The 10,593-nt window shown below is 74.4% G+C and carries 9 protein-coding genes and 1 pseudogene; 8 read left to right on the top strand and 2 right to left on the bottom strand.

Annotated features, from left to right (window positions below; genetic code table 11):
- From HMPREF3159_RS09705 to proC, 4 genes and pseudogenes are all read left to right on the top strand, one after another.
- A pseudogene (locus tag HMPREF3159_RS09705) lies at positions 1-673 on the top strand (hypothetical protein); the annotation flags it as partial.
- On the top strand, positions 670-936 hold the full coding sequence (locus HMPREF3159_RS09700) for a hypothetical protein (RefSeq protein WP_070500847.1): 267 nt from the start codon (positions 670-672) through the stop codon (positions 934-936). The pseudogene HMPREF3159_RS09705 and the gene HMPREF3159_RS09700, both read left to right, overlap by 4 nt.
- Before the next feature lie 131 nt (positions 937-1,067).
- Positions 1,068-1,997, top strand: a complete 930-nt coding sequence (locus HMPREF3159_RS09695; RefSeq protein WP_070500846.1) for a DUF368 domain-containing protein — start codon at positions 1,068-1,070, stop codon at positions 1,995-1,997.
- Between the two features lie 61 nt (positions 1,998-2,058).
- Complete coding sequence (gene proC / locus HMPREF3159_RS09690) at positions 2,059-2,898, top strand: pyrroline-5-carboxylate reductase (protein WP_070500845.1); 840 nt, start codon at positions 2,059-2,061, stop codon at positions 2,896-2,898.
- Positions 2,899-3,201: 303 nt separating this feature from the next.
- On the opposite strand, the gene HMPREF3159_RS09685 is transcribed toward proC, so the two are convergent.
- Positions 3,202-3,867: a potassium channel family protein gene (locus HMPREF3159_RS09685; protein ID WP_070500844.1), complete on the bottom strand. Its 666-nt coding sequence runs from the start codon at positions 3,865-3,867 to the stop codon at positions 3,202-3,204.
- Between the two features lie 75 nt (positions 3,868-3,942).
- Positions 3,943-5,358 carry a TrkH family potassium uptake protein gene (locus HMPREF3159_RS09680; protein WP_141748166.1) on the bottom strand — a complete coding sequence of 472 codons (1,416 nt, stop codon included), beginning with the start codon at positions 5,356-5,358 and terminating at the stop codon, positions 3,943-3,945.
- Between the two features lie 101 nt (positions 5,359-5,459).
- On the opposite strand from HMPREF3159_RS09680, the gene HMPREF3159_RS09675 reads away from it, so the two are divergent.
- The 4 genes from HMPREF3159_RS09675 to HMPREF3159_RS16715 all read left to right on the top strand — a co-directional run bounded on the left by HMPREF3159_RS09675 (position 5,460) and on the right by HMPREF3159_RS16715 (position 10,556).
- Positions 5,460-6,719: an acetoin utilization protein AcuC gene (locus tag HMPREF3159_RS09675; protein ID WP_070500843.1), complete on the top strand. Its 1,260-nt coding sequence runs from the start codon at positions 5,460-5,462 to the stop codon at positions 6,717-6,719.
- Positions 6,720-6,864: 145 nt separating this feature from the next.
- On the top strand, positions 6,865-8,631 hold the full coding sequence (locus HMPREF3159_RS09670; protein ID WP_070500842.1) for a dynamin family protein: 1,767 nt from the start codon (positions 6,865-6,867) through the stop codon (positions 8,629-8,631).
- A complete protein-coding gene (locus tag HMPREF3159_RS09665; protein ID WP_070500841.1) occupies positions 8,628-10,304 on the top strand; it encodes a dynamin family protein in 1,677 nt (558 codons plus the stop codon). The genes HMPREF3159_RS09670 and HMPREF3159_RS09665 overlap by 4 nt, the downstream gene beginning before the upstream one ends.
- 153 nt (positions 10,305-10,457) lie before the next feature.
- A complete protein-coding gene (locus tag HMPREF3159_RS16715) occupies positions 10,458-10,556 on the top strand; it encodes a 30S ribosomal protein bS22 (RefSeq protein WP_019174583.1) in 99 nt (32 codons plus the stop codon).
- Positions 10,557-10,593 lie beyond the last annotated feature (37 nt).

The following is a 10,593-nucleotide window of genomic DNA, read 5'->3' as shown; positions in this document are numbered from 1 at the left end:
CGAGGCGCCGTCCGACACCGACGAGCCCGCCGCCGCGCGGCCCGAGCCGGAGGCCGAGCGAGCCCCGCGCGAGCTCGAGACCGACGCGCTCGTCCAGGACCTCGCCGACCGCCTGCGCCGGCTCGGCCTGCTGGTCGAGCGGGACTTCGGCCTGTCCTCGGACCGGATCGAGCTCGCGCTCGGCCATCCGGACATGCCCGGCCGACTCCTGCTGGCCGTGGACACCGACGGCGCCCACTACGTCGACACCCCCAGCCAGCGCGAGCGCGACCGGCTGCGGGCCGAGCGTCTCGAGGCCGCCGGCTGGGCGACCGAGCGCGTGTGGTCCTGGGCCCTGTTCATCGACCCCGACGGGGAGGCCGAGCGGATCCGTCGCGCCCTGGACCGGGCGCTGCGCCTGGTCCAGGAGGAGGAGAGCTCCGACTCGCCCTCCGGCGTCGGCACGATCCGCCATCGTCTGCCCCGCCCGCAGATCCCCGCCGGTCACCCGCTGAGCTTCTACTCCAGCGACGACTTCGACGCGGTGGTGGAGTACATCTGCTCCGACGGCCGCGCCCGGCTCGAGGAGCACCTGGCCACCGAGGTGCGCAGCTTCCTCGGCTTCGAGCAGCGTTCCGTGCTGCTGGACGTCTCCGTCTCCAGCGCGATCCGCCGCTACCAGGAGCGGCAGTGAGCACCGGCTCCGCGGCCGACGGGGAAGCGTCGGCCCGCGGGAGAGCGGCGAGGCCCGTCCGCCGGGTCGTCGTCTCCTCCGTGACAGGCAAGCCGATCGACTGGGAGGCGCAGGACGCGGCCGCGCCCGCCGCTTCCCGCGGCGAGGAGCCGAAGGTGCTCCCGGACCGCCTCGCCGAGGACGCCCCCGAGCCCGGGGCCGACGAGTCCAACGACGCCCGCCTCAGCGGCGACGTGCCCCCGCACTGGGGCCGCGGCCGCTGACCGGGCGGGGCGCGGGCCACGGCTCGCCCCGGACCGTCCCGGCGACCGCTTCCCGTGACCGGGCGCGGGGTCGGTCACTCGCCGCTCCGTCCAGTGCCGGGACCGGGCGCCCGGCTCCGTAGGCTGGCTGCATGACGGACACCGCCCCCGCCGCCGCGCCCGCCGACACCGCCCTCCCGCGCCACCGCAATCCGCTCGGGAACCTCCTGCGCGGCGCGCTGATCGGGGTGGTCGAGACCGTGCCCGGCGTCAGCGGCGGCACCGTCGCGCTGGTCACCGGGATCTACGACGAGCTGATCGAGGCGGGTCACCGGATCACCGCCGCCGTTCGTCGACTCGTGACCGGGCCGGATCGCGTCGTCGGAGCGCGTGAGCAGCTGCGAGGCGTGAACTGGCTGCTCGTGCTCCCGCTGCTGGTCGGCGTGGCAGCCGCCGTCCTCACCGTCGCCGGGCCCGTCGCAGGTCTCGTCGAGAGCCACCCCGAGACGATGCGCGCCCTGTTCCTCGGCCTCGTCGCCGGCTCCGTGCTGGTGCCCGTGCGGCTCTCCGGCGGGGCGTGGCGCGGAGCGGAGCTCGGCCTGTTCGCCCTCGGCGCGGTCGGCGGGCTGCTGCTGACCTCCCTGCCCTCGACCTCCCTCGAGCCGAGCCCGTGGGTGGTCGCCCCCGCCGCCGCGATCGCCGTGTGCGCGCTCGTGCTGCCCGGCGTCTCGGGGTCCTTCCTGCTGCTGAGCGTCGGCCTCTACCAGCCCACCCTGCAGGCCGTGGACCAGCGGGACCTCGGCTACATCGCCTGGTTCGGGCTGTGGGCGCTCGTGGGGCTCGTCGTCATCGTGAAACTCATGCGGATCCTGCTGACCCGTCACCACCGCGGCACCATGGTGGTGCTCGCAGGAGTCATGATCGGCGCCCTGCGCAGCCTCTGGCCGTGGCAGGACGCCTCGGGCGCCCTGCAGGTCCCGGGCGCGGACTGGCCGCTGATGCTGTTGCTCGCCCTCGTCGGCGTGGCGGCCGTGCAGCTGCTCGTCCTCGTCGAGTCCCGCCTCGCCGCCAGCGCGTCGTAGGCCCGAGGGCGCCCGCCGGGACGGCCCCCGCGGCGCGACGCCTGCGCCGTACCCTGGCGGCATGACTGACACGAGCACCGACAGCATCGACCTCTCCGCCGTCCACGTCGCCCTGATCGGGGCCGGGAACATGGGCGGGCCCGTCGGCCGCACCATGCTCGACGCCGGGGTGCGCCCCGAGAACCTGCGGATCGCGAACTCGAGCCCGGCCAGCAGCGAGCGCGCCGCGGAGGAGCTCGGCGCGACCGCCGCCGCCTCCCGCGCCGAGGCGATCGAGGGCGCCGACGTCGTCGTCCTCGGCGTGAAGCCCTACCAGATCCTCGACCTCGTCGCCGAGCTGCGGGACGACCTCCCCGGCGGCGCCGTGGTGCTCTCCCTCGCCGCCGGCACCACCCTCGCGAAGATCCAGGACGCGCTCCCGTCGGGCACCGCCGTCGCCCGTGCCATGCCGAACACCCCCATCTCGGTGGGGGAGGGGGCCGTGGGCCTCATGCGCGGCGACGCCGTCTCCGACGAGCAGCATGCGCTGCTGCACGCCCTGTTCTCGAGCGCCGGCGTGGCCGTGGACATCACCGAGGAGCAGGTGCACGCCTTCATCGGCACCGCCGGTTCGATGCCCGCCTTCGTCTTCACGATCATCGAGGCGATGACCGACGAGGCCGTGCGGCTCGGGCTGAAGCGCAACCTCGCCGCCTCCCTCGTGCAGCAGACGGTGCGCGGCGCCGCGACCATGCTCACCGAGAGCGGCACCCACCCGGCCGTCGCGAAGAACGCGGTCTCCAGCCCCGGCGGCACCACCGTGCAGGGCCTGGCCGCCCTCGAACGGGAGGGCGTGCGCGCCGGCGTCGCCGCCGCCATGGCCGCCGCGGCCGACTCCTCCCGAGCGATGAGCAAGGGCTGATCGACGTGCTGCGAGCTTGCGAGCGGTAGGAGATCAGCGGGGAGGGTGACCCTTGCCCCTCCGGCCGCGACACCGTCAGATGGTCAGGTGATGGCGCGTGGCGTACCGCTACGCCGATATAGGCATAGAGGTACGCCACGCGCCGGTACCTGACCACACCCCGCCACGCGCCGGCACCTGACCACACCCCGCCACGCCAGGCCCGGAGCGGACCTGCCACGGCCGTTCCGGCCCCGGAAGCACAGGCCCAGGCCCGGGAGAGCCGGTGCTCGCCCTGGTCGGCGCGCATGGTGCCCGCGGCGCTCAGGCGCGCTGGGAGAACTTCTCGATCTGGCCCGTGCGGCCGGAGACGATCAGCAGGTCGTGCGCGGCGACCACCGTCTCCGGCACCGCATAGGTGAAGTCCTTGCCCGGTGACTTCACGCCCACCACGGTCACGCCGAAGCGCTTGCGGATGTCGGAGTCGGCGAGGGTCATGCCCTGCACCTCGCGCGGCGGGCGCATCTTCACGATCGCGAAGTCGTCGTCGAACTCGATGAAGTCCATGAGGCGGCCGTTGACCAGGTGCGCGACCCGCTTGCCGGCATCGGCCTCGGGATAGACGACGTGGTGGGCGCCGATGCGCTGCAGGATCCGGCCGTGGGCGGGCGAGATCGCCTTCGCCCAGATCACGGGCTTGCCGAGGTCCACGAGGTTCGTCGCGATCAGCACGCTGGACTCGATCGAGGTGCCCACGCCCACCACCGCGATGCGGAAGTCGCCGGCACCGACCTGCTCGAGCACCTCGGACTGGGTCGCATCGGCCCGCACCACGTGGGTGAGCTGGCCGGAGTACTTCTGGACGAGGTCCGGATCGGTGTCGATCGCGAGCACCTGCGTGCCGAGCTTCTCGAGGGTCAGGGCGATCGCGGCGCCGAAGCGGCCCAGGCCGATCACGAGGACGCCCTCGTCGCGGGCGGTGCGGGACATGTCGGCTCCTTCAGGTCGGGCGCGGTCGGGGATCGGGTCGGGGCCGGCTCAGTCTAGGCCGGTCCCCGTCGGGGCTCAGCCCACGATCGGCCGCTCCTCGGGGTACTGGATCATCCGCACCCGGGAGCGGACGGCGAGGGCGGCGCCCAGGGTCATCGGCCCGAGTCGTCCCACGTACATGCACAGCGCGAGGACGGCCTTCGCCTCGGTGGGCAGCGACGGGGTGATCCCGGTGGACAGCCCCACGGTGCCGAAGGCGGACAGCGACTCGAAGAGCACCTGGTCCAGCGAGTACGGGGTCATCCGCAGCAGCACGAAGGTCGCCGCGAACACGATCGTGGCGCTCATGACGAGCACCCCGATGGCCTGGCGGATCGTGTCGTGGGGGATGCGCCGGCCGAACACCTCGACGTCGGGGTTGCCCCGGATCTCCGCCCAGATCGACAGCATCAGCAGCGCGAAGGTGGTCACGCGGATGCCGCCCGCGGTGGAGCCGGAGCCGCCGCCGATGAACATCAGCAGGTCCGTCAGCAGGCGCGACTCGGTGGTCAGCTGGCCCACGTCCAGCGTCGCGAAGCCGCCTGATCGCGGCATGATCGCGGCGAACCCGGCGGCGAGCACCTTCGTGCCCACGTCCTGGTTGCCCAGGGTGGCGGGGTTGGACCACTCCATCGCGAGATAGCCGCCGAACCCGACCACCAGCAGCAGCGCCGTCGTGGTGAGGGTCAGCTTCGCGTGGACGCTCCACCTCCGCGGGGTGCGCAGCTTCCGCACCACCACCAGGATCACGGGGAAGCCGAGGGAGCCGACCAGCACGGCGAGACCGATCGGGATGGAGAAGAACGGATCGCCGAGGTACTGCGCGGTGCCCGCGGCCTCGGGCACGAAGCCCGCGTTGTTGAAGGCGCTGATCGCATAGAACAGACCCAGGAACAGCGACTCCCCGACCCCGTGCTCGGTGACGAACATGTACGGGGTCAGGGCCACGAAGGTCGCGATCTCGAAGGCGGTGGAGGTGATGAGGATGACCCGCAGCACCCCGCCCACCTCGGCGAGCCGCTCGGCGCGGGTCTCCTGCGCGGTGATCACCCGCTGGGCGAGACCGAGCCGGTGCATCACCGAGATGCTCAGCAGGGAGGCGACGGTCATCAGCCCCAGGCCGCCGAGCTTCACCGCGACCATGATCACGGTCAGCCCGAAGGTCGACCAGTGGGTGCCGGTGTCGACGGTGACGAGCCCGGTCACGCAGATCGCGGAGACGGCGGTGAACAGTGCGTCGATGAGGTCGGTGCCCTGACCGTCGCGCGTCGCGATCGGCAGCGAGAGGAGCGCCGTGAACACGCCGATCAGCAGGGTGAACACACCCAGCGCGATCCGGGCCGGGGTCGCCTTGGACAGCGACCTGGCGTGGTCGCGCAGACCCTGCCGGCGGGCGCGCGGGGCAGGGCCGGACAGCCGCCGGCGGGTGGGCCGGGTTCCCCGTTCGGTCATCGCATCCCTCGTGCTCGTGGCGACCGGCGGTCGCGTCCGCGGCAGTCTAGACCCGTCCCGGGCGAACACCCGTCCCTCGCGATCCTCGGTACGCTCACCTCATGCCCGCCGACGTGCCCGCTCCTGTCCAGGTCCCCGTCCCCGACGGCGTCGGGATCGTCTGGGACGACGCCCTGTGCGAGTACGACTTCGGGCCCTACCACCCGATGGCCCCGATCCGCCTCACGCTCACCCGGATCCTCGCAGGCGCGGCCGGGGTGCTGGACCGCGAGTGCGTGCGGACCCTGCCCGCCCCCGTCGCGAGCGACGAGGAGATCCACGCCGTCCACGAACCCGCCCTGGTGCAGGCAGTCAGGCGGTCCTCGCCCGGCTTCGAGGGGCTGAGCGCCGAGGACCTCGACGAGCTGATCTCCTTCGGCATCGGCGGGGACGACGTCCCGCCCTTCCCCGGCATGCACTCCGCCTCCGCCCGCATCGCCGGCGGCTCCCTCGCCGCGGTCGACGCAATCCTCTCCGGCCACGTGCGCAGCGCGGTCAACCTCGCCGGCGGAATGCATCACGCCAAGCCCGGCAGCGCCTCCGGCTTCTGCGTCTACAACGACGCCGCCCTCGCCGTGCGCCGGGCTCTGGACGGGGGCGAGGAGCGGGTGATGTACGTCGACGTCGACGTCCACCACGGCGACGGCGTCGAGCGCGCCCTGTGGGACGAGCCGCGCGCCGTGACCCTCTCGATCCACGAGACGGGCGAGAGGCTCTTCCCCGGCACCGGCTTCGTCCAGGACACCGGCGGACCCTCCGCGCAGGGCACCGCGATCAACGTCCCGCTCCCGCCCCGCACCACCGCCGACGGCTGGGTGCGGGCGATCCGTGCGACCGTCCCCGCCCTGGTCCGGGCGGTGAAGCCCACGCTGCTGGTCACCCAGCACGGCGCCGACACCCACCGCAGCGACCCGCTGGCGGACTTCTCCGTCACCCTCGAGGCGCAGCGCGAGGTGATGATGCTGATGAAGGAGCTGGCCGACGAGGTGTGCGGCGGGCGCTGGCTCGCACTCGGCGGCGGCGGGTACGCGGTGATCGACGTGGTCCCGCGCTCCTGGACCCACCTGCTCGCGGTCGCGACGGGCGAGCCGATCGACCCGGCCGCCCCGCTGCCGCAGGAGTTCCTCGCGGCGGCCGAGCTCGCCCGCGCCGAGCACGGCCTCTCCCCGGAGCCGTCGGTGCGGCGCTTCGGCGACGACCGCCCCCTGGCCGTGCGCGACTGGGAGCACGGCTTCGACCCCGAGGACCCGCTCGACCGGGCGGTCCAGGCGGCGCGCCGCGGCGCCTTCCCGGAGTGGGGACTGGACCCCTTCCTGGACTGAGCGGTTCCGGGACGGGCCGGCCGATCCATCGGCCGGTCCTCGCCGGGACGACCCGCGATTCAGGGACTACACTCCCGGCGACCTGCCACAATGACGTCCAGGTGCCCCGTGCCCGGGGCCCGCACCCGACCATTCCGGGGGAGCCATGACCGATCGGACCACCCAGGTGCTCGACACCTTCGCGGAGCACCTGCGCACGCTCACGCTGCCGCTGCCCGTCGAGGGCGCCGAGGCCGCCCGCACCGAGGCCCGCGCCGCCCTCTCCCAGCTCGCCGACCACGTCACCCCCCGCCTGGCCTCCCTCGACGCGCCGCTGCTGGTCGTGATCGGCGGCTCCACCGGCGCCGGCAAGTCCACGCTCGTCAACGCCCTGGTCGGCGCGCCCGTCAGCCGCTCCGGCGCGATCCGCCCCACCACGCGCCGGCCCGTGCTCCTCCACCACCCGGCCGACGAGCCCTGGTTCACCGGCACCCGCATCCTCCCCGGCCTCGCCCGCGTCCACGGGGGCACGAGCCCCGGCGCCGCCGACGCCGAGGCCCCCGGGGCGCAGGACACCACCGGTGACGTCGACCCCGCGACCTCGCTGGCCCTCCACGCCGAGGAGCGGATCCCGCAGGGCCTCGCGCTGCTGGACGCCCCGGACATCGACTCGGTCGCGAAGGGCAATCGCGAGCTCGCCCGGCAGCTGCTGCGCGCCGCGGACCTGTGGCTCTTCGTCACCACCGCCAACCGCTACGCCGACGCCGTGCCCTGGGAGGTGCTGCGCACCGCCGCCGAGCGTGACGTGACCGTCGACGTGGTCATGAACCGCATCCCGGACCGCGACGGCGTGGCCGAGGAGCTCGCCGCCGACCTCACCTCCATGCTCGAGCGGCAGGGCGTCGAGGTGGACCGACTCTTCCTGGTCCCCGAGAGCACGATCGACGACGACGGCATGCTCCCGCCCGAGGTGATCGCCGAGCTCGCCGCGCACTTCACCGCGCTCGCGGCCGACGGGGAGGGACGGCGCCGCATCGCCCGGCGCACCCTCGCCGGCGCCGTCGACGGCCTCGCCGCCTCCGCCCACGACATCGCCGAGCACGCCGCGCTCCAGGACGACGAGCGCCGGCGGCTGCGCGAGGAGGCCGTGGCCGCGTTCTCCGGCTCCCGGGAGCGGATCGACGCCGCACTCGGCGACGGCTCCCTGCTGCGCGGCGAGGTGCTCGCCCGCTGGCAGGACGTGGTGGGGACCGGCGAGTTCTTCCGCGGCGTGGAGACCTTCGTGACCCGCGCCCGGGACCGCCTCGGCCAGGTGCTCTCGGGCCGCCCCGCCCCCGCGGTCGAGGCCGAGCAGGCGCTCGGCAGCGGACTCGTCCACGTCGTCGTCGACGAGACGGCGCGCGGCGCCGAGCGGGCCGACGCCGCCTGGCGCGCGAGCGCCGCCGGACGCTCCCTCGCCGAGGGCCAGGACCTCACCCGGATCGACGAGGACTACCCCGAGCAGGTCCGCGCCGCGGTGCGCGCCTGGCAGGGCGACGTGCTCGAGCTGGTCCGTGCCGAGGGCGCCGACCGCCGCACGAAGGCGCGGGTGCTCTCTCTCGGCGTGAACGTCGTCGGCGTCGCGCTGATGGTCGTCGTCTTCGCCTCCACCGCCTTCATCCCCACCGGCCTCGAGGTCGGCGCCGGGGCCGCGACCGCCGTCGTCGGTCAGCGGCTGCTCGAGGCGATCTTCGGCGACGAGGCGGTCAGGCGCATGGCGAAGGCCGCCCGGGAGTCCCTCACCGGCCGGCTCGACGCCCTGGTCGCCGAGCGCTCCGCCCCCTTCCTCGACCGGCTCGACGCGCTCGGCGACGACGACGCCGCGGAGGAGCTCGAGGCCGACGCCGAGGCGCTCGCCGCCCTCGCCCGCGACATCCGGGAGGAGACCCGATGAGCCTCCGCCGCCCCCGCACCACCCCGCTGCACGAGCGGCTCGACGCCCTGGACCGGGCGCTCGCCGCGCTCGACGGGATCGCCCCCGGCGAGGCCCTGACCGGGACGACCGAGCTGCTGGAGAGGATCGACCGCCGCCGCGCCCTCTCCGCCGAGCACACCGTGATCGGACTGTTCGGCGCGACCGGCTCCGGGAAGTCCTCCCTGCTGAACGCCCTGATCGGCAAGGACGTGGCCCGCGCGGCGGTGCGCCGCCCCACCACCTCCGCGCCGCTCGCCGCCGTGCTCGGCGACGCGGGCAGCGAGGCGCTGCTGGACTGGCTCGAGGTCGAGGAGCGCCACGCCCTCGACGAGGGCACGGCGCTGGCCCGGGCGGCCAACGAGCCTGCCCGCGGCCGTCGTGCCCGCCGCACCGAGGCCGGGACTCCCGGCGTCGTGCTGCTGGACCTGCCGGACCTCGACTCGGTCGAATCCGCCCACCGCGACATCGCCGAGCGCATGACCGGGATGGTCGACGTGATCGTGTGGGTCACCGACCCGCAGAAGTACGCCGACGCGCTGCTGCACCACGAGTTCGTGCGTCCCTTCGCCGGCCACGACGCCGTCACCGTGCTGGTCCTGAACCAGGTGGACCGGCTCCGCGAGGCCGAGCGCGAGGGCGTGCTCGCCTCCCTCGCCGCGATCGCCCGCGCCGACGGGCTCGAGAGCGCGCCCGTCCTCGCCGCCTCCGCCGAGACCGGGGAGGGGATCGAGGAGCTGCGCGAGCACCTGCTCGGCATCGCCCGCAGCCGCGAGGCCGTGGTCGAGCGGCATCGGGCCGACGTGCGCGGAGCCGCCGCACGGCTGCGCGAGGCCGCGGATCCCGGCGGCATGGCCGAGCGCTCGAGCCCCGCCGCGATCGACACCCTCGCCCGGGACCTCTCCCTCGCCGCCCGGGTCGAGCCCGTCGCCCGCGCCGTCGGCGGCTCCTACCGCCATCGGGCGGCGCGCCGCGTCGGCTGGCCGCCGCTGCGCTGGATCCGCTCCGTCCGCGCGGATCCCCTGGCCCGGCTCGGCATCGGCCGAGGTCGCGACGGGGAGGGCCTCGAGCGCACCTCCCTGCCCGCCCCGGACGCCGCGGCCTCCGCGCGCGCCTCCGGGGGCGTGCGCCGATTCGCCGACGACGCCTCGGCCGGCGGCAGCGATCCCTGGCGCGCCGCCGTCCGCGCCGCGGCCCGCTCCGAGGAGGAGGCGCTCCCGGACGCCCTGGACCAGGCGGTCGCGGAGGCGGACCTCCGCGCGGGGGAGACCTCCTGGTGGTGGCGGGTGCTGGACGTGCTGCAGTGGCTCGCGCTGCTGATAGGCGTGGTGGGCCTCGGCTGGCTGGGCCTGAACGCCGCGCTCGCCTTCCTCGGGGTGCCCCCGCCGCCGATGCCGATGGTCGAGGAGCTGTGGATCCCGATCCCGCTGCCCACGGTGATGCTGGTCCTCGCGATCGCGGCGGGGATCCTGCTGGGCGTCGCAGGCTCCGCCATCGCCGCGATGAGCGGCGCCTGGCACCGTCGTCGGGCGCGGCGCCTGCTCACTGCCCGGGTGCGGGGGACCGCGCAGGATCTCGTCGTCGAGCCGGTCGACGAGACGCTGCACCAGGCACGGCAGGCTGCGAGCGATCTCGCACTCGCGCACGGTGAGTGAGGCGGTGGGACGGTGTAGAGTGGATCGTCGACCGTGGCGTCGGCCGGGCGTCGGCCCGGGAGACTGCTCAGCCTGCCCCGCACGCTGACCGGCCGCGCATCTGAGATCCGCAGCATCACACCGCAGGCTCGTCCTGCAGAACAGAGGCTACCTATGGGTTCTGTCGTCAAGAAGCGACGCAAGCGCATGTCCAAGAAGAAGCATCGCAAGCTGCTTCGCAAGACCCGTCACCAGCGCCGCAACAAGAAGTGAGCGACGCCTGACATGCGAGAGCCCCCGCCGTATGGCG

This window comes from Brachybacterium sp. HMSC06H03 (genome assembly GCF_001807385.1).
Classification (GTDB): domain Bacteria; phylum Actinomycetota; class Actinomycetes; order Actinomycetales; family Dermabacteraceae; genus Brachybacterium; species Brachybacterium conglomeratum.
This window is presented reverse-complemented; position numbering and strand designations above follow the sequence as displayed.

Excerpts from the sequence above, each read along its gene's own strand:
- HMPREF3159_RS09695 (WP_070500846.1), top strand. The coding sequence starts at position 1,068 with ATGACGGACACCGCCCCCGCCGCCGCGCCCGCCGACACCGCCCTCCCG.
- proC (WP_070500845.1), top strand. The coding sequence starts at position 2,059 with ATGACTGACACGAGCACCGACAGCATCGACCTCTCCGCCGTCCACGTC.
- HMPREF3159_RS09685 (WP_070500844.1), bottom strand. The coding sequence starts at position 3,867 with ATGTCCCGCACCGCCCGCGACGAGGGCGTCCTCGTGATCGGCCTGGGC.
- HMPREF3159_RS09680 (WP_141748166.1), bottom strand. The coding sequence starts at position 5,358 with ATGACCGAACGGGGAACCCGGCCCACCCGCCGGCGGCTGTCCGGCCCT.
- HMPREF3159_RS09675 (WP_070500843.1), top strand. The coding sequence starts at position 5,460 with ATGCCCGCCGACGTGCCCGCTCCTGTCCAGGTCCCCGTCCCCGACGGC.
- HMPREF3159_RS09670 (WP_070500842.1), top strand. The coding sequence starts at position 6,865 with ATGACCGATCGGACCACCCAGGTGCTCGACACCTTCGCGGAGCACCTG.
- HMPREF3159_RS09665 (WP_070500841.1), top strand. The coding sequence starts at position 8,628 with ATGAGCCTCCGCCGCCCCCGCACCACCCCGCTGCACGAGCGGCTCGAC.
- HMPREF3159_RS16715 (WP_019174583.1), top strand. The coding sequence starts at position 10,458 with ATGGGTTCTGTCGTCAAGAAGCGACGCAAGCGCATGTCCAAGAAGAAG.